This window comes from Salinimicrobium sp. TIG7-5_MAKvit, from assembly GCF_049569215.1.
Classification (GTDB): Bacteria; Bacteroidota; Bacteroidia; order Flavobacteriales; family Flavobacteriaceae; genus Salinimicrobium; species Salinimicrobium profundisediminis.
The window spans coordinates 2,387,387-2,410,298 of record NZ_CP145903.1 but is presented as its reverse complement, the minus strand read 5'-3'; the positions used below and the strand labels follow the sequence as shown (position 1 = coordinate 2,410,298).

Annotated in this window: 17 protein-coding genes; 7 read left to right on the top strand and 10 right to left on the bottom strand. The window is 41.3% G+C overall.

Annotated features, from left to right (window positions below):
• The first annotated feature begins 6 nt into the window (after positions 1–6).
• The 3 genes from V5739_RS10785 to rlmB are packed head-to-tail and all read left to right on the top strand — an operon-like array spanning position 7 to position 3,746.
• Complete coding sequence (locus V5739_RS10785; RefSeq protein ID WP_423818176.1) at positions 7–1,206, top strand: DUF4249 domain-containing protein; 1,200 nt, start codon at positions 7–9, stop codon at positions 1,204–1,206.
• Between the two features lie 7 nt (positions 1,207–1,213).
• Positions 1,214–2,956, top strand: coding sequence for a hypothetical protein (locus V5739_RS10780; protein ID WP_423818175.1), 1,743 nt, complete (start codon positions 1,214–1,216; stop codon positions 2,954–2,956).
• Between the two features lie 52 nt (positions 2,957–3,008).
• On the top strand, positions 3,009–3,746 hold the full coding sequence (gene rlmB, locus V5739_RS10775; RefSeq protein WP_423818174.1) for a 23S rRNA (guanosine(2251)-2'-O)-methyltransferase RlmB: 738 nt from the start codon (positions 3,009–3,011) through the stop codon (positions 3,744–3,746).
• A gap of 7 nt (positions 3,747–3,753) precedes the next feature.
• On the opposite strand, the gene V5739_RS10770 is transcribed toward rlmB, so the two are convergent.
• On the bottom strand, positions 3,754–4,503 hold the full coding sequence (locus V5739_RS10770) for a rhomboid family intramembrane serine protease (RefSeq protein ID WP_423818173.1): 750 nt from the start codon (positions 4,501–4,503) through the stop codon (positions 3,754–3,756).
• A gap of 174 nt (positions 4,504–4,677) precedes the next feature.
• On the opposite strand from V5739_RS10770, the gene V5739_RS10765 reads away from it, so the two are divergent.
• Positions 4,678–5,955 (top strand): replication-associated recombination protein A, encoded by a 1,278-nt coding sequence (locus tag V5739_RS10765; RefSeq protein WP_423818172.1) that lies wholly within the window; start codon positions 4,678–4,680, stop codon positions 5,953–5,955.
• Here the strand turns inward: V5739_RS10765 and V5739_RS10760 are convergent.
• The 7 genes from V5739_RS10760 to V5739_RS10730 form a co-directional block, all read right to left on the bottom strand.
• On the bottom strand, positions 5,949–6,878 hold the full coding sequence (locus tag V5739_RS10760) for a hypothetical protein (RefSeq protein WP_423818171.1): 930 nt from the start codon (positions 6,876–6,878) through the stop codon (positions 5,949–5,951). The genes V5739_RS10765 and V5739_RS10760 overlap by 7 nt on opposite strands.
• Positions 6,875–8,269: a DUF5723 family protein gene (locus tag V5739_RS10755; protein WP_423818170.1), complete on the bottom strand. Its 1,395-nt coding sequence runs from the start codon at positions 8,267–8,269 to the stop codon at positions 6,875–6,877. Before V5739_RS10755 ends, V5739_RS10760 begins: the two co-directional genes overlap by 4 nt.
• Positions 8,266–8,772 carry a hypothetical protein gene (locus V5739_RS10750; RefSeq protein WP_423818169.1) on the bottom strand — a complete coding sequence of 169 codons (507 nt, stop codon included), beginning with the start codon at positions 8,770–8,772 and terminating at the stop codon, positions 8,266–8,268. Before V5739_RS10750 ends, V5739_RS10755 begins: the two co-directional genes overlap by 4 nt.
• A gap of 77 nt (positions 8,773–8,849) precedes the next feature.
• Positions 8,850–9,539 (bottom strand): YjjG family noncanonical pyrimidine nucleotidase, encoded by a 690-nt coding sequence (locus tag V5739_RS10745; protein WP_423818168.1) that lies wholly within the window; start codon positions 9,537–9,539, stop codon positions 8,850–8,852.
• Positions 9,526–10,737, bottom strand: a complete 1,212-nt coding sequence (locus V5739_RS10740) for a polysaccharide deacetylase family protein (RefSeq protein ID WP_423818167.1) — start codon at positions 10,735–10,737, stop codon at positions 9,526–9,528. The genes V5739_RS10745 and V5739_RS10740 overlap by 14 nt, the downstream gene beginning before the upstream one ends.
• 87 nt (positions 10,738–10,824) lie before the next feature.
• On the bottom strand, positions 10,825–11,526 hold the full coding sequence (radC, locus tag V5739_RS10735) for a RadC family protein (RefSeq protein ID WP_423818166.1): 702 nt from the start codon (positions 11,524–11,526) through the stop codon (positions 10,825–10,827).
• 52 nt (positions 11,527–11,578) lie between these two features.
• Positions 11,579–12,934 (bottom strand): UDP-N-acetylmuramate--L-alanine ligase, encoded by a 1,356-nt coding sequence (locus V5739_RS10730; RefSeq protein ID WP_423818165.1) that lies wholly within the window; start codon positions 12,932–12,934, stop codon positions 11,579–11,581.
• A 378-nt stretch (positions 12,935–13,312) separates the two neighbouring features.
• Here V5739_RS10730 and V5739_RS10725 point away from each other — a divergent pair, with 378 nt between their 5' ends.
• The 3 genes from V5739_RS10725 to V5739_RS10715 are packed head-to-tail and all read left to right on the top strand — an operon-like array spanning position 13,313 to position 21,126.
• Entirely contained in the window at positions 13,313–18,454 is a 5,142-nt protein-coding gene (locus tag V5739_RS10725) for a gliding motility-associated C-terminal domain-containing protein (RefSeq protein WP_423818164.1), read from the top strand.
• 20 nt (positions 18,455–18,474) lie between these two features.
• Positions 18,475–19,419, top strand: coding sequence for a PorP/SprF family type IX secretion system membrane protein (locus V5739_RS10720; RefSeq protein ID WP_266070216.1), 945 nt, complete (start codon positions 18,475–18,477; stop codon positions 19,417–19,419).
• Positions 19,420–19,431: 12 nt separating this feature from the next.
• Positions 19,432–21,126 carry an OmpA family protein gene (locus V5739_RS10715; protein WP_423818163.1) on the top strand — a complete coding sequence of 565 codons (1,695 nt, stop codon included), beginning with the start codon at positions 19,432–19,434 and terminating at the stop codon, positions 21,124–21,126.
• Between the two features lie 184 nt (positions 21,127–21,310).
• Here the strand turns inward: V5739_RS10715 and V5739_RS10710 are convergent, their stop codons facing one another.
• Both V5739_RS10710 and obgE read right to left on the bottom strand, forming a co-directional pair.
• A complete protein-coding gene (locus V5739_RS10710) occupies positions 21,311–21,832 on the bottom strand; it encodes a DUF4136 domain-containing protein (protein ID WP_423818162.1) in 522 nt (173 codons plus the stop codon).
• A gap of 59 nt (positions 21,833–21,891) precedes the next feature.
• Positions 21,892–22,899 carry a GTPase ObgE gene (obgE, locus tag V5739_RS10705; RefSeq protein ID WP_423818161.1) on the bottom strand — a complete coding sequence of 336 codons (1,008 nt, stop codon included), beginning with the start codon at positions 22,897–22,899 and terminating at the stop codon, positions 21,892–21,894.
• Positions 22,900–22,912 lie beyond the last annotated feature (13 nt).

The following is a 22,912-nucleotide window of genomic DNA, read 5'->3' as shown; positions in this document are numbered from 1 at the left end:
GAGAATATGAAATGTATCAACACTAAATCTGTCATTCGCCTGTTTCTTTTGTTCATTTTTTCAATGATCACTAACAGCTGTGTGGAACCATACGAATTTGAAACGGAAACTTATGAGAACCTTCTGGTTGTAGAAGCTTTGATTACCGATGAACTCAAAACCCAGAAAGTCAGGCTCACACGCACCTACGAACTCGAAAAGCAAATACCAGCTGCAGAAACAAATGCAGTTGTTACCATAACCGATGACACCGGTGCCCAATTTCAGTTCTACGAATTAGATACACCGGGAACTTATCTTTCCAGCACCAAATTTGCTGCCGGGCCACAACGCACTTACCAACTTCAAATCGATACCCGGGACGGAAGCTCTTATATTTCAGATCCTGCCACTTTGATCCCGGGAGCTAAAATCGATAATCTTTATGCCGAACGCAGTTTCTACCAGGGAGAAGATGGAGTTGCACTAATGGTAGACAGTGAATATACTTCTTCGGCCTCAAGGTATGCGTTATACGAGTATGAAGAAACCTATAAAATTGTCTCTCCATATACGGTGCGCAATACCATAAAGTTTGAAGGAAACGATTGGAGTGTGGTTCCAAATACCCGCCAGGAAACGGTATGTTACAACACGGTGCCGTCTAAAGAAATAATTATCTCTAACACAAGTTCCCTTAGCGAGAATGATCTCAAATCTTTCGTAGTGCGATTCATAGACCAAGAAAACCCCGTACTGGCCCAGCGTTACAGCATTTTGGTAAAACAGTATTCTTTAACACCTGAAGCCTTTTCTTATTATTCTACCCTTAAGAAAATCTCCGGCTCAGGGAGTGTTTTGAGCCCAACGCAACCGGGTTTTGTAAGTGGTAATATTCGGTCTTCCAGCAATGAAAGCGAGAAAGTCATAGGCTTCTTTACCCTCTCCTCTACCTCTTCAAAAAGGGTATTTTTTGACTATCATGATTTCTTTGCATTTGATGAACGCCGACCACAATTTCCCGAATCTTGTTTAATATTTAGGCCGGGAGAGAACTATGACACCCCAATTGGTATGATTAAAGGCGGAACAGTTCGATATTACAGCATGGCCGGGGCACCTGTCCCGGGGGAATTAGGCGAAGGCCCCATGAGAGTTATTGCCACCGAATGTGTAGACTGCACCGTTTATGGCACCAACCAGGCACCCGATTTTTGGACTGAATAAAATAAATATGAAATACCTTTTTTTCACACTTACATGTTTCTTTCTTCCGCTACATTTTTTTGCGCAGGCAGTAGATAGTTCAGCCGGTGCAGCACTGCTCGAAAAAGTTCCGCAGGAAAAGATTTTTGTCCACTACAATTCCTCCTTGCTTTTTCCGGGGGAATACCTGTATTATAAGCTCTACAATCTTGAAAAGGATACGGAAGAATTCAGCGGAGTGAGCAAAGTCGCTTATGTAGAATTAATAAGTGAAGATGGAAATAGCATTTTCAAGCACAAACTCCTGCTGAAAAACGGACAGGCGCAGGGAGATTTCTTTATCCCGACCACTGTCCCATCTGGAAATTACAAATTATTGAGCTATTCCAACTGGATGAGGAATCACGACACTTATTTCGCAGGTGATGTGGCCATAGTTAATCCATATCGCGGCGATTCATCGGCCATTTTATCAACTTCTGAAGAAATCCCGTCCATATCTCCAAATCCTGACTCAGGAAAAAATTCAGTTAAGAGTGAAAATAGCCCTGTAAAAATCATTCTGGAAAATGACATTTTTGGCAGGAGAGAAAAAGTGACCGTAGATTTAAAAGGGGTTCCGGGAGATTATTCGCTTTCTGTTAGAAAAACAGATAGTATTTCTATTCCGAAGAAATTTACTTCTGAAGATTTTGACCTTTCTTTTCCTGCTGCACGTCAAAATATAGACTCAGTCTTTCTTCCTGAAGCAAGAGGCAATCTCATCTCCGGCCGAATTGTGGCAAATACACCGGAAGCTGCCCGCAATTTATCAGGAAAGAAACTGGCTTTCTCCCTTCCGGGTGAAGATTACATGCTCAAGATCGCAACTACAAACAAGCAGGGGAAATTCTATCTCAATTTAGATGAAGCCTACGACACCCCCGAAGCTTTAATGCAAATTTTAGGAGATGAAACCGAAAATTATGAGATCAAACTTGATCCTTTACCTCAAATCTCCAATCCTGATTTGAAGTTCGCCGATTTTAAGATTACCCCTGCCATGAAAGATTATATTCTTGACCGCAGCGTACAGGTTCAGATTGAAAATGCATATTACAGCGTTAAACCCGACACTTTAAAAGTTATAACTGAAAAAGAACCTTTTTACACTCAAGAGCCTACCGTCTACAATCTGGATGACTACACCCGGTTTCCCACTATAAAAGAAACAATGGTTGAAATTGTCATGTTTGCCCACCTGGCCAGGAGCAAAGACGGCTCTCAATTCGTGATAAACCAGACAGACGGCGCAACGAATTTTTATCTTCCGGCGCTGCTTATCGTAGACGGCGCTATGGTACAAGATCACGACCTCTTGATCAACTACCCGGCAAAATACGTGAAGAGCATAAAGATTTTGAGGGATAACTTCTTTTTAGGCTCTCATATTTTCGCCGGAATTGTTGATGTTGAAACGATCGAGGGAAATTTTTCTGAAACTTTAAACCAGGATTACATTAAAAGAGTAGCAATGAAACTTCCTGAAGCCGGCAAGAACTATTTTAAACAGTCTTATGCCACTTCTTCAGATAATCCACTGTCAAGGATTCCAGATCTAAGAACACAACTTCTGTGGGTGCCTTCAGTAGAAATAGATTCTTCCGAAGAAAATATGGATTTCTTCACTTCTGATGTTCCCGGAACTTTTGAAATTCATCTTGAAGGGTTCACAAATTCAGGAAAACCTGTGTCTGTAAAAAGAACTTTTACAGTGCAGGCTGAAGAATAAAGTAATTTTCAAGAGTTTTCGGCAGCCATTCATTTATCTCTATCTTTGCACCATGAAAGATACAACCACCATTTTTGGAATACGTGCCGTAATTGAAGCCATTCAGAATAATGAGACCATAGACAAGATCTTTGTTCAAAAAGGTCTTAGCGGCCAGTTATTTCAGGAATTACAGCAAAAAACTAAATCTGGCGAATACAACATTTCTTACGTCCCTGTAGAAAAGTTGAACCGACTGGTAAAAGGAAATCACCAGGGTGTTGTGGCAAAGATCTCGCCCGTTCAATTTGCCGATCTTGCTTCTGAAGTTGAAAAGGCGCTTCAACAGGAAACCGCCCCGCTCTTTCTTTTACTTGATCAGGTAGATGATGTTCGGAATTTTGGTGCGATCATTAGAACTGCCGAATGTTGTGGTGTAAACGCAATTATCATTCAGAAAAAAGGGGGCGCTCCCGTAACTGCCGATACGGTGAAGACTTCTGCCGGGGCGATCTTTAAAATTCCGCTTATCAAGGTAGATCATATCAAAGATGCCATTTTCTACATGCAGGGCTCGGGCATTAAAGTGGTAGCAGCCACAGAAAAGACCGACAAGCTGCTGTATTCAGTAGATTTTAAAGAACCCACGGCAATGGTAATGGGAAATGAAGGAAAGGGAATTTCTGAATCTGTGCTCAAGCTGGTTGACGACAAAGCCAAACTCCCTATGCATGGTAGCATTGGCAGCTTAAATGTTTCTGTAGCCTGTGGTGCTTTTCTCTATGAAGTGATGCGACAGAGACTGGATTAGCAAAGTACTATTCTCCTTTTGGCCGGTCCTTTTCCTCTCGTTTATAATGGTAAACATAAAGCGGCTCGTCCTCTCCATCGGGGTTTTCAATGAAGTTCCCGTTTTCGTCAAAATGCCGCATAAAAGGGTCTTCTTCTTCCCTATAAGTTTCTTTTTCCCATTCATATTTTGGGGCACGGACAACATTCTGCCTGTAAATGAGTGCAAAGATCAATCCTGAAAGAAGCCCCGCCAGGTGGCCTTCCCACGAAATTTTAGGATCAATGGGTGTGATGTACCATAATAGTCCGCCGTAAAGAAAAACCACGATCAGGGAAAGAGCTACCAGTCTGAAGTATCTCGAAAAAATACCTTTGAAGAATAAAAATCCCGCCAGCACATAGATCATTCCTGAAGCCCCTATATGAAAAGCGGGCCTCCCAATAAGCCAGGTAAGGAATCCCGACAGCAGGAGCCCGAAAAAGAGGATTTTCCAACTTAATTTCCGGTAAAAGTAAAAGAGGGAAAGCGTAAGAACGAACAGCGGAACCGTATTGTGAAACAAATGTTTTATCCCACTGTGTATAAAAGGTGAAAAAACTATACCTCTAAGCCCCTCAAGAGTTCGCGGGTAGATTCCAAAGCTCGTGAAGTCCCACCCAAAGCGTATTTCCATCCAAAATACTATCCAAATAGCCAGTACAAAGATCAGGGGATAGCCCACCACCCCTGTAGTAAAAACAAATGGTTCAGGATTTGCTGATTTTTGTACTCTCATACCTTTGGCTTTGCAAAAAGTTAACCAATTAAAACTGCTGCACAAATACCTTCCAAAAATGACATTTTTAGCACACATTTTTTTGAAAAGAACCTCATGCTGCCAGTTCGTCACTAAGAAAACTTATACCGCCTGCATTTTCTGCAAGAGTACTCAATTTACTATTTTTACCTCATGAATAAACCTTTAGCCGAAAGATTACGTCCCCTAACATTAGATGATTACTTATCGCAGCAACACCTGGTGGGGCCTGATGCCGCTCTTCGCAAACAAATTAAGAGGGACATCATACCCAGCATTATTTTTTGGGGGCCTCCGGGAGTGGGTAAAACCACCCTGGCAAATATTATAGCTACCGAGTCTGGCCGGCCGTTCTTTACCCTGAGTGCCATTAGCAGCGGCGTTAAAGATGTAAGGGAAGTTATAGAAAAAGCAAAAAAAAGCGACGGCCTCTTCACCACAAAAAACCCTATTCTTTTTATAGATGAGATTCACAGGTTTAGTAAATCGCAGCAGGATTCGCTTCTAGGCGCTGTAGAAAAAGGCTGGATCACGCTCATTGGAGCAACTACCGAGAACCCAAGTTTTGAAGTTATTCCCGCTTTACTCTCACGAAGCCAGGTATACGTACTCAACTCTTTCTCAAAAGACGATCTTATTGCTCTGCTGAAAAGAGCGATATCTGAAGACGAAATCATCTCCAAAAAAGAGATTGAATTACAGGAAACAGAGGCGCTACTAAGACTTAGCGGCGGTGATGCCCGAAAGTTGCTCAACATTTTTGAACTCGTGGTTACTTCTGAAGAAGAAGACAAAGTAGTGATCACCAACGATATGGTGATGAACAAAGTTCAGCAAAACACGGTGCTTTATGACAAGACCGGCGAGCAGCACTACGATATAATTTCGGCTTTTATCAAATCGATTAGAGGTAGTGACCCCAATGCAGCTGTGTACTGGCTGGCCCGAATGATAGAAGGTGGTGAGGATGTGAAGTTCATTGCCCGCCGTTTACTCATTTTGGCTTCCGAAGATATTGGCAATGCGAACCCCACGGCTTTGATCCTCGCAAATAACACTTTTCAGGCTGTTTCTACCATTGGCCACCCCGAATCCAGGATCATTTTAAGCCAGTGCTGTATTTACCTGGCCACTTCCCCAAAATCGAACGCTTCTTACATGGCTATCAACGAGGCCCAGGCGATGGTAAAAAAGACCGGAAATCTTCCTGTGCCTTTGGCCATACGAAATGCGCCCACCAAGCTTATGAAAGATCTTGGTTATGGCGAGGATTATAAATACGCGCATAATTATGAAAATAATTTTGCCGCAGCCGAATTTCTTCCGAAGGAAATAAGCAATCATGCGTTCTTTCGTCCCGGGAATAATCAGCGGGAGCAGGCACAAAGGGATTTTCTGCAAAAACGCTGGAAAGGCAAATACGGTTATTGACCTTTCTGAGAATATTTTACGCTGATGAGTTGCTGGGAATTAGGATCAAGATATTCGACAACCAGGTTCCCATGGGTGTCAAAAAAGGCATTCCCGGAGATGTTTTTTGAAGAATAAAGGTAATTCTCTCCCCCACCCGATTTTAGTAAAGTTCCAAATTTACCTGGTTCTCCTTCCCTGTAAAGGTCATAACCAGCCGGCGTTTTCACCAGTTTATAGGTGATTGCGCCATTTACAAACTGCAAATTCTTATTCTTCTGAACTACTTCAGGAAGTGCCGAAGACTCTTCTGTAGCTTCTTCTATTTCTTCGGAAGTTACCACAGGATCAACAACAACTTCAGAAGCCTGTTCCTGAGTATCATTAGCAGCCGGTACCGGATCTATAATTACTTCGGAAGCTTCTTCCTGAATATCTTTGGCCGCGGGTACAGGATCTATCACAACTTCAGCAGGATCTTTTTCCGCAGAAGTTTCCGCAACAGCAACCCCGCTTTTTATAAGTTTTGACCCTTCACTAAGACCTTCAAAAGAAGTAAAAGCTTCCCTTAAAGCTTCATGATAGGATTTTTTATAATTCTTCTCCCTGCTCGATCCTGTTTTTGAAGTGAACACCACCTCATCATTACAGTTTTCTAAAGTGACGTAAAGCCTGGAACGAAATAGGCTCGATTCATTATGAACATTGACCTTAAGCACATCACAAAGTCCCATATTAGCCGGGATCTTCTCTTCGTAAAGTGCGTCAAAACCATATTTTTCTAACAGAAAAGCGGTAAGTGCGTTTACCTGATACTGGTTTGGATGCTTCAGGAATTCAAATTCTTGTGGTACCAGCACATATTTGTACTTATTGACATCCTGCCCAAAAGTGTTACTGGTTATTCCGAATAAAAAGACAAAAAAGAAAAAAATAGTTCTCATTCCCTGCTAAACATTAGTTGGACACCAAGCTGCACCGAAGCGTTCTGCGTCTTGGCGAGATTGGTATAATCCAGAAGATTATCTGCAGCAAGATAAACATTAAAATTGGAAAGTCTGGCAGAAAACAGGAGCCCGATATTCGAAAACGAGTAGGAATCGGCTGTATAAGTAATTTTTCCTCTAAAGTTATTATTAAAGGTTTTATCGTAGTAAAGGGTGGTGGCAAAGTTGAGCCCCCGGGGCCGTTTTACAGCGAAAAACTGGGCTCCAAGATGGTTAAAATATCTTCTCCTTCCCATTGGCCTGTAGCAGTTACAGGGTTCGGCATTTTCAGAAAAGCCAAAGTCTAAAGAGACATTAAATTTAACCGGGCGCCAGGTGGTGTAGTAATTGGTAAGGGTTTCATCTTTGAGGTTCTTGTCTAAGTTGTCTTCCCACTCGTCCCAATACTCACGCGTACCCGGAAAAAGCAGCTCAATCCCATCGGTTTGGTAATCTCCGTAATACCTGTAATTTTCTACATTTTTGGTTTGACGCATAAAACCAATATCCAGCAGGCTCGCGGTAACCCTGTATTGATCTGAAGGATACCAGGTGAATCCGGCATCGAGACCCAGTCCAATATTACCTCCCAAAAATGCCTTTTTTAAGAAGCTAGCCATAAGTTGCCTGTTAGTAGCATCAGAGTCTGTAAGTTCGTCCCACCCGGCGGTGTTTATCAAGATATCGACCTGCGACATGTAATGCCGGTAAAGGTTGGGGCCTTCAGGGGAAAGTTCGGTTCTAAAAATGCCCGTATTATCTACACTGTGGGCATTAAAAATTCCGGAGTAAATTTTTCCGCGGAAGCCATAGTTAAGATCTTTTGAGTAGTAATTTGTAAATCCCAAATGGAATACGTTGAGCACCTCGGCAGTGAAAGCAGCATCCGAAAAATCGAAATTTCGTCCGATGTAATCTTTGTTCCCTTCGTAAGCAAGCACCGCAGGGTCTTTGGGAAAGTATACATAGGCATCCAGTTCCTGGTAGATACCTGCCGTATAATACCTTCTTCGCTGGTCACGCCACCCAATAGAAAAGATCTCAAGTTGCTGGTTAACTGTAAAAAAATCATTTTTGGAAAGCTTGTGCAACGTTTTTCTAATTCTGTCATTAATAGAACCTCCATCCTTCCTGAAAATATCATACATATTCACGCCTGAAGACCCTGCAGATAAATGGATCTGTGATAAAAACGGAAGACCAAGATGCATATCGAAATTGGTTTCGGCTCCCGGATTTAGTAAGAGGGTTTGAGGTAAATCATCATAATTGTAGAGCAGCTGTTTGTTTTGGGCCAAAATACCCTGAGAAAGCGTCAATATGAAGAGGAAGAAAAATACTCTCATCATTTGAATTCAAAGTAGAAAAACCCTTTTGAAGCGAGTTGCAAAGATCCTGCAACCGCCGACGGGTCATGTCTTGTTACTTCAACAGACACTTTTATACTTCTTCTTATTCTATTTATCTGGGCTTCATTAATAATTTCGGTGTAATCTATTACTGACGGTGTTTCTGAACTTCCACGGGGAATTGAAACCAGTATGGTATGCTGCACCCCGTTTGCAGGGGAAAGGAATCTTATAATTGCCGTTAAGTGACTCTCAAAGGTGTTGGTAAACCTAAAATTGAAATCGGCCCGCACCAGGTCATTTTGTATGTAGTCATCGTCAAGAAAATCAAGCCTGGTTTCGTCTTTTGCAGTTACCCCGCTGCTAGAGACAACGGTGAATTCTTCATCAACAAGATCAAAGAAAATAAGATCGACGGCGGCTTCGGGAGAAAGTACAATCTCATCGGTCTGGTCAAGATCAACATCCTTAACACAGGAAGTGCAGGCTGCGAGGAGTGCCAAAAAGGCCATTTTTGAAAAGCAATTTCTCCAGGACATCTTCATACAGTTCTAAATCTAACGAAATTTACTTCTGCTTATTACAAAAAGTCAGTTAATTCCTTCATTTCCATCACCTGATGATGATCTGTAGCATATTCGGTTTTATAGTAATTATACAGTATAGCCTGCATTCCGAAGTCTTTGGCACCTAAAATATCAGCTTCAAAATTATCACCTATCATAATACTTTCTTCCACTTTTGCTTCCGCCTTTTCTAGAGCGACTTCAAAGATTTTTGGATTGGGTTTTTTCACTCCCACATCTTCAGAAGTAGTAATGGAAGAAAAATATTTGAGGATACCCGAACTTTCCAATTTTTTATACTGAACTTCCTTAAAACCATTGGTGATGATGTGCAGTTTATATAGCGGGCGAAGGTAATCGAGCACTTCAACGGTACCGGCAAGCAGGTAATTATGTTTCGGCAAATGCTCAATATAATCTATACTTAACTGTTTTATCTGAGAATCTGTAACATTTACATTCATACCTTTAAAAGAGTCCCGCAGTCGGCCATAGCGAAGATCTTCTTGTGTGACCTTGTCATCTCTATACAGCTTCCAGTAATTGGCATTTATGGGCGCATATATTGCAAGAAACTCCTCGATCCTCACTTTTATCTTGTGCTTTTCAAAAATTGAATTAAAGGCAAGCCCCGAGTTGCGGTCAAAATCCCATAAGGTATGATCGAGATCAAAAAATATATGACGAATGTTACTGAATTTCATTAAGCATCTTTAAAATTGAAAAATTCCTTCTTGCGTTGGCATATTCGGAAAAATCTTTATTCGTAAATACGGAAATCAACTTTCCTTCAACCATAGAGATTTGTCGTTTTATTTCGAGAACCTTATACTCTATTTCATTTTCTTTTAATTTTCCGAAAGCTTCAGAATTAATGGCATATGGATTCACGAGTAATGGTGTGGTGATTTCAAAATTGAGATCATAGAACAAAAAAGGAGTACAGGTGCCTGCCCGTAAGCCTACAGCCTCGGGATAGCCCATGGAGAAATCTTTTTGAAATTCAAGTTCTACCATGTGGTTATAGGTATCGGGCAGCAACAAATTATAATGATTGTTGATCGCACTCTCTACCGGCCTCTTAATAATTTCCTCCATTCGCTTTTTTTCTTCCTTTAAAACCGCGAATTTTTGATTTGCATAATATCCCGGCTGCAGGCCAACTTCGGCATAATCGGCGACCGATTTAATGAGGCTTTGCAGCTCCAACCGATTGTGGTTGATATTCCTGTCGTAAGTAGAAAAATCGCTTACCTGAAACATGAACTTCATGGGCACCCGGTATTTTTTTAAAAACTGGATGACCTTTGTATAAATATCGTAAGGATCTTTTTTCATTTTGGTCATTACCTGCAACCGGTGCAACACGTACTTGGGCTTAAACCTGATTAGATCCAGCAACAACCCCAAAACCACTCTTACAATTCCCTTTTTTTTATAGCAATAAGCTTCAGTGACGGCGACGATAGTTTGAGTGGTGAACTGTCTCTTCGGAAATTTTTGATTCGGAAATTTATCACTTAGAACCTGCCGGAATTTTTGCGCCCAAATATCAATGACCGGTTTTTCAAGAAAACCTTCCTGAAAAGCCAGACTTTCACTCGCCTGAAATCTACCTTCTTTATCTTTTACATGCGGTAGATATTCTTCGTACCGGCTAAGCAGGTAAAAAGAAGCCGCAAAAATGTCAAAAGGGATCGAGCTGGTTTCTCCCACCGCAAAAAAGCAGGGCACCCCATCCCATTCCTGAACCTTTACCTCAAGATCGTTCATTCCCTGCTCCAGCAAAAGATCTACATTCTGAATAAAAACCTCATTTGCCAGACTCTGTTTTCCGTAGGAGAGCTTCATGCCTTCATGGGCCACAAATTCTTCAATTTTTGATGTGAAGCCAACAGGCAAACCTAGAATTTGGGTACATACGTGTTTAAATACATAAGTAATTCTAGGTGTAATTTTTTGGGTGTATACCAGCAGCATAAATATATATTACAACAAACCTTCATCAGCAAAGCTGAAATAAGACTTTTCGGTTATTATTAAATGATCCAGAACTTTTATATCAAGCGATTCCCCGGCTGTCTTAAATTTTTGGGTAAGTTGTTTATCTGCCGCACTTGGATTAAGGTTGCCTGAGGGATGGTTATGCACCAGTATTGTCGCCGTGGCACCCAAATTTAGCGCCTGTTTGTAAGCCAAACGCACATCTACCAAAGTTCCCGTTATGCCACCTTTGCTTAAGGGCAACTCCTGAATGACTTTATTGGAGTTATTGAGATAGAGGATCCAGAATTCTTCATGAGGCAACTCCCCTATCTTTGGCTGCATAAGTTCAAAAACTGAAGCACTTGAAGATATCTTTTTCTTTTCGAGAGCTTCAGAAGACCTCCGTCTTCTACCCAACTCCAGTGCGGCCACTATGGTTAAAGCTTTAGCTTCACCAATACCTTTTACTTCCATGAGCTGTTTTACAGAAAACCTTCCCAGTTCATTGAGATTATCTTCAGCTTTGAACAGAACTTTTTTACAGACTTCAACTGCCGATTCGTTTCTACTCCCTGAGCCAATGAGAATTGCCAGCAACTCGGCATCACTTAAAAACCCCCTGCCCTTTTGAAGGAGTTTCTCCCTGGGCCTGTCTCCCTCTGCCCAGTGTTTAATTGTAAAGGCTTTTGATTTCTGAGAATCCATTGGCTCAATTTCTCTAAAGATAACAAAATGAAGCTATTCCAAAAATGCCATTTTAGGATACCCAGTTCTTGATCTCATCAAAATTTAAACCTCCGTAATTACCACTACTCATTAACAAAAGCACTTTATGATCATACTGTTGTTCTTGCAAGTAATTTTTAAACTCCAGTGCATTAGTGTAAACTGTTAGATCTGTTCGGGAAAAAGCTTCAAAAATTTGTTCTTTAGAAATGGGCTCCAACTTCTTATTTTCTACCGCTTCGGGGGAAAAGAAAACCACAGCTTCATCGGCTGCATTCAGAGAAGATTCGTACTGTTTAAGAAAATTGGCATTTAAACTGCTATAGGTGTGTAGTTCGAGACATGCAACCACCTTTCTGTCCGGATACTGTTCCTTCACGGCTTTAGTAGTTGCCATCACCTTTGAAGGACTATGTGCAAAATCTTTAAATACGACAGTGTTTTTGGTTTCTACTATCTTTTCCAACCTTTTTGAAGCGCCTTTAAAAGAAGCAATAGCTTCATAAAAGTCTTCTTCGTCTATACCCATGTGTTGACAAATCCATTTTGCACCTGCTAAATTTTGAAGGTTGTGTTCCCCAAAAACGGCAACAGGCATATCACCTTCGGGCGTATGCAAAAGTGTATTTTCGTTCTCCACGTGATAATCTGGCGTTCTGTAAGAATGCTTTCTTATGGTGTTCGTAGATTCTTCCACCAGTTTCTTCAGGTGTTGATCCTCCTCATTATATACCAGTATACCTCCTTTAAATATAGAATTTATGAAGATTTTGAATTGCTCCAGATACTCATCAAAAGTTGGGAATACGTTGATATGATCCCAGGCAATTCCGCTGAGTAAAGCGATGTTAGGTTTATAAAGATGAAACTTTGGACGCCTATCTATAGGAGATGATAAATACTCATCGCCTTCAAGCACTATAAAATCATTTTCCTGGGTTAAGTGGACCATATTCTCAAATCCTTCCAATTGAGCCCCTACCATAAAATCAACGTTCTTGTGATGGTAATTCATCACGTGTAGAATCATTGAGGTTATTGTAGTTTTGCCATGAGAACCGCCAATAACCACTCTAGTCTTTTCTTTAGATTGTTCGAATAAAAATTCGGGATAAGAATATATAGGAAGTTCCAGTTCTTTTGCTCTTGCCAATTCGGGATTATCTTTCCGGGCATGCATCCCGAGGATAACAGCATCGAGGTCTTTGGTGACTTTTTCGGAAAACCACCCAAATTGCTTTGGCAGCAGGCCTTTGTTGTTTAATCGGGTTTTGGAAGGTTCATAAATGACATCATCACTACCTGTGATTTTATATCCTTTTTCGTGAAGAGCAAGGGCAAGGTTATGCATGGCACTTCCCCCAATTGCTATAAAATGTAGCCGCATTATTAATTTTTGAGTAAATATAAAAGAATAAGAAGAAAGACTGCCTGTGAAGTATTGCAAAAAAACTTCTGAAAATCTGTAACAAAAAGTGAATTCTTATGTCCAACTGTGAGTTGATTTATATGGACGAAAAACACTTTTAACTTATTAGATGTAAAAAAACTCCTAAAAAAATTTTATTAACGAAAAAGTCGTACTTTTAACCTCCCCTACCTCAGCAATATATAGTAGTTTTGACTACATTCTCTTTAGACTTTTCCCTTAACAGGAGTTTAAGTTTTAAAATGAATGTTTACTTTATATTTGAACTATAAATCCTAAAATGCAATTGATTAAATTTAACACTTAAAGCCTATGCAAATTTTTACTCTGGGTAAAATGAGAATACCACTATTCTTTTTTGCCTTATTACTATTTAGCGGAACCTTGTCTTCTTATGGGCAAGAAGAATGTCCCGAGCTAAGTGATTCAAATCCTGCGGATTTTTGTTACTTAGATGACATTACTGACCTTTCAGAAAGAACTGGCGCAACAAATGATGTAGTTTGGTATCGTGATTCTGCAATGACACAGCGGATTCCTTCTAATGAATTTTTAGAAGATGATACAACTTACTACGCAGGAAATGCTGACGGGAATTGCCTTAGCCCTACCCCTGTGACAGTTACAGTAGGTACAATTCCAGCTCCAGACTCTTCTTACGGATCGGTTTTTTCCCCGTATTTAGCTTCGGAAAACGATGATCGTACAATAGAAGATCTTATCGAGATAATATCTCCTAATGCTGGAGGTGAAATTATAGTTTACCAAACTGAATTCGGAACAGCAACTTATGCTGAATCAGATGAATTAGTTGATGGAAATTCATATTTCGTGGGTCAAACATCGTCGACTAGTTCATGCGACTATTCATTTAGACTAGCAATTAGATATAGCCCAGATGTTGCACCTGCCCCTATAGCAGAAGATCAAGAATTGTGTCAAGGAGCTACTGTAAGCGATTTGCAAGCTACTGGAACCAGCGAAGATACCCAGGCATTTAGATGGTACAGTACTGCTACAAGCAATCCGGCCTTGGCGGATAATGAGTTATTAGTACCAGGCACTTATTACGTTAGTCAAATTGTTAATGATGAAGGAAATCCTTTGCCTCCGGTAGAAAGCCAAGCCCGGACTGCTGTTAATGTAACACTTACTACAGGAGATGCAGGAAATCCTAATACAGGTATAGTTTGTGAAGATGATGTTCAGGCAACCTTCCCAAGTGAAGACGCCATTAGAAATTTTTATTTAGGTTTATTGGATGAAGGAGTATCCCGAAATGGAACTTTTAGTCCAAATGCTGGCCAACTTGCTCAGCAATATCAGAATGATGAAGATGGTCTTGGTGACTTCACTACTACTTACACTCTAGGTGAAGACGAATGTGAAGCTTCTGTGCTTTTGACCATTTCAATTGTTGCTTCAGAAGAAGCTAATGCGGGACAGGATGTCTCTTTGGAGTTCGCAATTGATGATGAAACTCAGAATTTGTACTCCTTCCTTACTTCAGAAGCACAAACTTCTGGAACATTTGAAGGGTATCCTGATGGACTATTTGACCCATCCCAGACAGGTGCTGGTGTTTACACTGTGACCTATACAGTAGATGAAACTTCAGCATGTATTTCGGGAGAAGATTCTGCAATATTCACTATTACAGTAGCCCCTTGTGAGGCTAATGCAGGTGAAGATGTGAATGAGACCTTCTGCCGTACTGAAATTGAAGCTCTTGTACAGCAAATTATAAATGCTCAAGATCCAGAGTCACAAAATCCAGATCCAACAGCAGGTATGGAAGTACTTGCAGAATGGCTTGGAGATAGAGATCTTGATGGAACATTTGAAGGAGATTTTAGTGGACTACAACAATTCATACTTCCCGGCAATCCACTCACTGAGCCAGTTATTATTACCGGTACTTATACTGTAGGTGAAGGAGAATGTGAAGATACAGCTGCAATATCCATTACCGTCATTGAGAATGCAAATGCAGGAATTGATAACACTATTACGTTAAGCCCTGATGATGCTCCGGTAGATCTATTTACCTTACTTGGGGAAGATGCACAAGAAGGAGGGACATGGAGCTCTGGCAATGGCACTTTTAATCCTGCCACAGATGCAGCTGGCACTTACACTTATACTGTAGGCACAGGCGGTTGTACAGATTCTGCTTCTGTAGTTGTTACCCTAACTACAGATCCTGTAGTCTCCCCTGGAGTTAGTGTGGTATGTCTTAGAGATGTACAAACCTTTTTCCCAAGTGTGGACGAAATCAGAAAATACTATTTAAGATTGCTTCCTTCTGGCGTAGCAACAAATGGATCATTTAACCCTACTCCTGCTCAAATGGCTGATATTTATCAAGCAGATGAAGATGGTTTGGGAGAGTTTACAACTACTTACACAGTAAATGGAGAATCTTATGAGCTCACCATTAATGTTGTCACTGAAGCTGAAGCAGGAGATGATGCTACCATAACTCTTACTACAGATGATGAGCCAGTAGATTTATTTACTTACTTAGGCGAAAATGCACTTAGAGGTGGAACCTGGAGTAACGGAAATGGAACTTTTGATCCAGCCACAGACGAAGCTGGAACTTTTACTTATACAGTAGGATATGAAACCTGTATAGATTCTGCAACCGTAACCGTAATTATAACCGACCCAACAGATCCAACAACGCCGGGTAGTGGTTATGCTATAGTTTGTGCAGGAGATGTTGATACTTTCTTCCCAAGCTATGATGAAATAAGGAAATTCTATCTTAGACTTCTTCCTACAGGTGTCGCAACAAATGGTACTTTTAATCCGACACCAAGGCAAATTTCTGAAATGTATCAGGCTGATGCTGACAAACTAGGAGAATTCACCACTGTTTACACCGCCCCTGACGCACAAACGTATGAGTTAACAGTAAATGTAGTCGCTGAAGCTTTTGCCGGTGATGACGCTACTGTTACTTTAACTACAGAAGACGATGAAGTCACCCTATTTGAATATTTAGGGGAAAACGCACAGCAAGGTGGAACCTGGAGTAACGGAGACGGAACTTTTGATCCAGCTACAGACGAACCAGGAACTTTTACTTATACAGTAGGATATGAAACCTGTATGGATTCTGCAAACGTAACCGTAATTGTAAACGACCCAACAGATCCAACAACGCCGGGTAGTGGTTATGCTATAGTTTGTGCAGGAGATGTGGATACTTTCTTCCCAAGCTATGATGAAATAAGGAAATTCTATCTTAGACTTCTTCCTAAAGGTGTCGCAACAAATGGTACTTTTAATCCGACACCAAGGCAAATTTCTGAAATGTATCAGGCTGATGCTGACAAACTAGGAGAATTCACCACTGTCTACACCGCCCCTGACGCACAAACGTATGAGTTAACAGTAAATGTAGTCGCTGAAGCTTTTGCCGGTGATGACGCTACTGTTACTTTAACTACAGAAGACGATGAAGTTACCCTATTTGAATATTTAGGAGAAAACGCACAGCAAGGTGGAACCTGGAGTAACGGAGACGGGACTTTTGATCCAGCTACAGACGAACCAGGAACTTTTACTTACACTGTAGGTTATGAAGGCTGTATGGATTCAGCTACTGTTACTGTTACAGTATCAACTGATCCTTGCACAGGTATTGTAGATGCCGGAACAGACAGTTCAGCAGATGTTTGTGAAACTGATGTACAAACTACTTTCCCAAGTATCGACGAAATAAGGAAATTCTACCTCGGACTTTTGGATGCAGGAGTATCCGTAGATGGAACTTTTAGCCCAACTCCAGCTGAGATTTCAGCTATGTATCAGGCTGATGAAGATGGATTAGGTGATTTCACAACAACCTACACCCTTACCAATGGAGAGTGTACCGACTCAGTAGAACTAACGGTAACAATAGTACCTACTGAACCTGCAAGCACAGGTGACATTAGTGATATTACAACCTGTACTGCCGAAGGAACCCTTAACCTGTTTGATTTCCTTAATAATGACAACACTTTGGGCGGAACTTTCTCTGATGCTTCAGGAGTAATTACTGATGGAATGTTGGACGTATCTGAAGAAGGTGCTTTCACCATCACTTACACCGTTGAAGAAGGTGATACTGAAAGTTGTATAGAAGGAAGTGCTTCTACTACCTTTACTGTTAATGTAACTGCTAACACTGCCAATGCAGGAGCAGACAACTCAGTAGAAGTTTGTAATTCTGAAGTAGAAAATCTCTCCAATGCAGGTGTTAGAAATCTTTATATAAGCCTTCTTGAATCAGGAGTGGCTACAAATGGAAGCTTTAACCCAACCATTCAGGAAATCATAGATGATTACAATATCAACAGCAAATTTGGAGACTTCACTACTACTTATACAGTAGGAACCGGTCAGTGTACAGATTCTGCCGTACTTACGGTTACAGTTCTTGAAAACCCTGACGCCGGACAAAATGCTACTGTAAATCTTGAAGAAGATGCAACAGAAACAGTAGACCTTTTTGCCGAACTTGGAGGAACACCTGAAACTGGTGGAACCTGGACTTTTGATGGTGACGAAGTTGATACAACTTTTGATCCTGCAACCGATGCAGAAGGCGTATATACTTATACTGTAACTAGCGACAACGGATGTTCAGCTTCAGCTACAGTGACTGTAATTGTTGGAACTCAAGAACCAGAATGTGACGGAGAAAACACTCCAGCCGCTCCAACAGTGACGCCATTTGATGGTTGTGCTGCCAGCAATGCGACTGTAGCCGACCTTCAAATTTCTGGTGAAGCCGACGCAGTGTTTACTGTTTATTCTGATGAAACACTTCAAACAGAGGTAGATGCTACACAAGTGCTTACTGCAAAAACATACTATGTTACACAAACAAACACTACTGGTTGTGTATCTGATGCTACTGCCGTAACTGTAACTTTAAATGATGTAGACGCACCATCTCTGGTAACTGAACCAGAACAACTATGCGCCGGTCAGGATTTGACAGTAGGTGATCTTGAAGGTAGCGTTATTGCTAACGGAGATCTTGTATGGTACACTACCGCTACAGGTTCAGAAACTGTATCTCCATCCACCCTACTGCAAAACGGCACAACTTTATTCGCCGCTGCCGTTGATGCAACTACTGGATGCGAAAGTTCTACTAGAACTCCTGTGCAAGTAAATCTATCCAATTGCGAGATTGTTATTCCTGAAATATTCTCTCCAAACGGTGATGCTATTAATGACAGGTTTGTAATTCAGAACATTTCTTCGGAATATCCAAATCACATGATGGAGATCTACAATAGATGGGGTGAACCTGTATATAAAGGCCAGGTTGGAAAATCTCAGGGATGGGATGGTACTTCTTCGGAAGGATCATTCGGAAGCGGAGTACTTCCAGTAGGAGTTTACTTCTATATCCTAAACTATAACGACGGACAGACCGCTCCTATTCAAGGTAGAGTGTACTTAAGCAGATAATTTTGAAATATTCGAAACAAATGAGAAATTCTTTTATAAAAATTTTTACAGTTGTTTGCATTGCCCTTTTTTCACTAAAGGGTAATGCACAACAAGATCCCATGTATACCCAGTACATGTATAACATGAGCGTGATAAATCCTGCTTATGCATTAGATGACCTGGGAATGCTAAACGTTGGTGGCGTTTACAGAAACCAATGGGCCGGAATGGACGGAGCTCCTGAAACTGCCAATTTCTTTGCCCACACCGGGCTTAGCGAAAGGATTGAAGCAGGTATCTCCATAGTCCACGACGAGATTGGAGATATTGTTAAAGAAAACAACCTTTATGCCGATGTGGCTTATGTCCTTCCGGTATCAGAAACTTCAAAATTATCTTTTGGGGTGAAAGCAGGGGTTACTTTCTTTGACGCAAACCTCACTGCTCTTGAAACCGGGAATAACGAACAGGTTGATCCTGCCGCTCAAAACGTGAGTGAAGCATTTCCAAACTTTGGTGTTGGTGCTTACTGGTTTGGTGATAAATACTATGTAGGTCTATCCGCTCCAAACCTTTTCACGTCAAAACACCTTGAAAACGAAACAGGACTGGCTCGTTTGGGAGAGGAAAATATCCACTACTTCCTTACCGGGGGGTATGTATTCGACCTTAACCAAAACCTAAAGCTTAAACCGGCATTTATGGCTCGTGCAGTAGAAGGAGCTCCTCTTTCTGTTGACATTACAGCAAACGTGCTTCTTTACAATCGTTTTGAAGCAGGTGTAGCTTACCGTTTTGATGAAACAGTAAGTGGATTGGTGAACTTTAGAGTTACTCCTGAACTTAGAATAGGTTACGCCTACGACTATACAACAGGAAACCTAAGTGACTTTAATGATGGCACACATGAAATCATGGTACTTTTTGACCTTGACCTCCTTGGCCTTTCAAAAGGTTACAACGTATCCCCAAGATTCTTCTAAAACCTAAGAAACATGAAAAAACTTTATACCACACTTTTAGCTGTCCTTATTGGATTCTCGGCCGTGGCCCAGAGTTCTCAGATAAAGAAAGCTAACCGTTTATTTAACCAGAGAGCCTATATGGACGCTTCTGAAGAATTCCGGTTAGTTCAGGATAAGGATCAGGAAGTCCTTCAGAAATTAGGAGACTCCTATTTCTATACAAACAGAATGGGTAATGCGGCCGAAACTTACCGCAGCCTTTTTCTGAAGTACAACGACGGTAGCGTTGCACACGAATATTCTTTCAGGTTTGCGCATTCACTACGTGCTACAGGACAGGACGAAGAAGCCGACAAATACTTTAGCCAGTACTACAACAGTACTGTAGATTTTGAAGAATGGACTGCAAAGCTTGATACTGCTGTATCTCATACCTACACTACAAACCAGGTAATGCAGAATGCAGCTTCTTCAGACTTCGGAATTACCTTTATGGGTGACCGTATCGTTTTTGCTTCTACCCGCAATCAGGATCGTCCTATTTACGCATGGAATAAGAAACCTTATCTTGACCTTTACGTAGCCGATATTGATGATGAAGGTAACCTTAGCAACATCGCTTTGTTCAACGACAAGATCAATACCGACACTCACGAAAGTTCAGCTGCTTTTTCTACCGATGGAAAAACCATGTACTTTGACCGTACTAACTCAAGAAGGGTTAAAGTTGACTGGGCCGAAGTACCTGTAGCTACCATTAGAATCTACCGTGCCGAGCTTGTTGATGGCGAGTGGACAAACATTGAAGCTTTGCCTTTCACCAGCGATCAGTATTCTGTAGAGCACCCAACTTTAAGTGAAGACGGTTCTACCCTGTATTTCGCAAGTGATATGCCAGGATCTATGGGATCATTTGACATCTACAGCGTAGCTGTTAATGAAGACGGAACATTTGGAGAACCAGTAAACCTGGGACCAAATGTAAACACTGCTCACCGCGAGCAGTTCCCTTACATTGCTAATGACGGAACTCTATATTTTACTTCTGATGGCCACATGGGCTATGGTAACCTTGATGTATTTAAAAGTGAACAAACAAATGGTACTTTTGGAGAGGCTCAAAACCTTGGAAATTCTCTAAACAGTGAATTTGATGACTTTGCTTTTGTACTAAAAGAAGGAGAAGAAAAAGGATATCTTGCTTCCAACAGAAGAGGGTCTGATAACCTTTACGCTTTCACCAGAGAAGATTACACACCTCCAATCCTTCCAAAAGATGAAATGGAGATCAATCCTGAAACCGGAAGAAGACAAATCGCAGGAGTTGGAAACATCTACTTTGATTTCGATAAAGCAACCATCAAACCTGAGTCTGAACCTACTCTTAACCGCGTAGCTGAGATCATGAAGAATTATCCAATGCTTAAAATCGAAATTGGATCTCATGCCGATGCCCGTGGATCTGATAAATACAACATGGATCTTTCTCAGCGTCGTGCTGAATCTACTCTCGAGTATCTAGTGTCTCAGGGAATAAGCCGTGATAGGTTGGTTCCAAAAGGATATGGTGAAGAAGTGCCATTGAATGACTGTACAAGACCTAATATGTGTACTGCTGCTGAATATGCCCGCAATAGACGAAGTGAATTCACTGAAATTACAGGAAGTGGAAGTACTCCTTACCTGCAAGATCAGCCTGAAGCAGCCGATGACGACCAAAACTAGGCTACAATTAACTAACCAGCCAAAAAGAAGGGCTCCGAGAAATCGGGGCCTTTTTTATTCTGAAAAGGTATATACAAAACTTTCTATTGAATATATATCTATAGAATTAGAAAATATATTTATTCCAAATGTTCCATGGCATTAACCCGAAGAAATTTTACTCCTCAAAAAAGTGAGTCTAAAATCACCTTTTTGGAGGGTAACCTTCTAAAGCTTCTTTCACTATTTTATAAAACTGTTGTTGTCTTTGTACAGGACTCCAGTTAGGATTAAATTTGCTGTTAACAACAGCTTGCCAAACCAGTTCGTCCCGTTCAACGTCTATAAGATCAAAAGTAAGCTGAAGGAAACTCTCAGGGCCTCCTAATGGTATACCTCCACTCACTCCTACTCCCATATTCCCTCCGGTTCCTCCGATTCCCACACCAACACTGTTCCTGCTTGGTTCCTGGTATTGCTCAGTATAAACATTCAGGTAAAGATCGGGAGTTGATGACGTTGACATATTTTTCTCCTGTAAAGTCTTTTCAATACTGTTAAGCAGTCGCTTTTCATCCAGTTCGCTCAATCCGGTCCGCATTTCAGGATAAAAGACCACGGAATTATATGATGAAAAATTTGTCTGCTCATCATAGTCAAAAGCTGCCCGTGGTCCTCCACAGGCGGTAATGATGAGACATAAACTAAGAATTCTGAGAAGTTTCATAGTAGTGTTTTCCCTAAAATTAAAGAAAACACTACTGAAAATTAAGAGATTAACAGGAATTAAACAGGTTCTTTATTCAGCATTTCCCAAAGCTTATCTTTAAGCTGGGTCAAACCTTGCTGCGCTACAGATGATATGAAGATATACGGCGCATTGAGTTCGCGGTCAAGTTGCGTGGTCATTTCAGCCTTTAATTCGGCATCAAGCATATCGCTTTTTGAAATGGCTACCAAACGGTCTTTGTCAAGAAGTTCAGGATTGTAGCGTCTTAGCTCATCTACCAGGATCTCGTACTGCTCCTTTATATCCTTTGCATCGGCAGGGATTAAAAACAAGAGCGTTGAGTTACGCTCAATATGCCTTAAGAACCTGTGTCCAATACCCTTTCCTTCAGCTGCCCCTTCAATAATTCCGGGGATATCGGCCACCACAAAGGTTTTAAAGTCACGATATTCAACAATTCCCAAATTGGGCTTTAGCGTAGTAAACTCGTAATCGGCTATTTTTGGCTTGGCTGCTGTGATCACCGAAAGTAAAGTGGACTTTCCGGCGTTGGGAAAACCTACAAGACCAACATCAGCAAGGATCTTTAGCTCAAGGGTTATATCCTCTTCCTCACCGGGAATTCCAGGCTGCGCATATCGCGGGGTTTGATTGGTTGAAGATTTAAAATGCCAGTTACCCAGTCCTCCTTTTCCGCCTTCAGCAACAATAATCTCCTGCCCATCTTCCGTTATCTCGTGAAGAATATTTTGGGTTTCAGTATCACGAATAACCGTTCCTAGCGGCACTTCAATGATCTCATCCTGCCCATCGGCACCGGTGCTTCGCTGTTTACTTCCGTGTTCGCCGTGCCCGGCTTTAACGTGCCTCTTAAATTTGAGGTGAAAAAGCGTCCAAAGGTTTTTGTTCCCTCTTAGGATCACATGGCCTCCACGGCCTCCATCCCCTCCATCGGGCCCGCCTTTTGCAACGTATTTTTCACGGTGCAGGTGAGCCGATCCTTTACCTCCATTACCCGAGGATACGTGTATCTTAACGTAATCAACAAAATTCCCTTCAGTCATCCTTTATCATCTT

Coding starts and splice junctions, on each gene's coding strand:
- V5739_RS10785 (WP_423818176.1), top strand. CDS start 7: ATGAAATGTATCAACACTAAATCTGTCATTCGCCTGTTTCTTTTGTTC.
- V5739_RS10780 (WP_423818175.1), top strand. CDS start 1,214: ATGAAATACCTTTTTTTCACACTTACATGTTTCTTTCTTCCGCTACAT.
- rlmB (WP_423818174.1), top strand. CDS start 3,009: ATGAAAGATACAACCACCATTTTTGGAATACGTGCCGTAATTGAAGCC.
- V5739_RS10770 (WP_423818173.1), bottom strand. CDS start 4,503: ATGAGAGTACAAAAATCAGCAAATCCTGAACCATTTGTTTTTACTACA.
- V5739_RS10765 (WP_423818172.1), top strand. CDS start 4,678: ATGAATAAACCTTTAGCCGAAAGATTACGTCCCCTAACATTAGATGAT.
- V5739_RS10760 (WP_423818171.1), bottom strand. CDS start 6,878: ATGAGAACTATTTTTTTCTTTTTTGTCTTTTTATTCGGAATAACCAGT.
- V5739_RS10755 (WP_423818170.1), bottom strand. CDS start 8,269: ATGATGAGAGTATTTTTCTTCCTCTTCATATTGACGCTTTCTCAGGGT.
- V5739_RS10745 (WP_423818168.1), bottom strand. CDS start 9,539: ATGAAATTCAGTAACATTCGTCATATATTTTTTGATCTCGATCATACC.
- radC (WP_423818166.1), bottom strand. CDS start 11,526: ATGGATTCTCAGAAATCAAAAGCCTTTACAATTAAACACTGGGCAGAG.
- V5739_RS10730 (WP_423818165.1), bottom strand. CDS start 12,934: ATGCGGCTACATTTTATAGCAATTGGGGGAAGTGCCATGCATAACCTT.
- V5739_RS10725 (WP_423818164.1), top strand. CDS start 13,313: ATGAGAATACCACTATTCTTTTTTGCCTTATTACTATTTAGCGGAACC.
- V5739_RS10720 (WP_266070216.1), top strand. CDS start 18,475: ATGAGAAATTCTTTTATAAAAATTTTTACAGTTGTTTGCATTGCCCTT.
- V5739_RS10715 (WP_423818163.1), top strand. CDS start 19,432: ATGAAAAAACTTTATACCACACTTTTAGCTGTCCTTATTGGATTCTCG.
- V5739_RS10710 (WP_423818162.1), bottom strand. CDS start 21,832: ATGAAACTTCTCAGAATTCTTAGTTTATGTCTCATCATTACCGCCTGT.
- obgE (WP_423818161.1), bottom strand. CDS start 22,899: ATGACTGAAGGGAATTTTGTTGATTACGTTAAGATACACGTATCCTCG.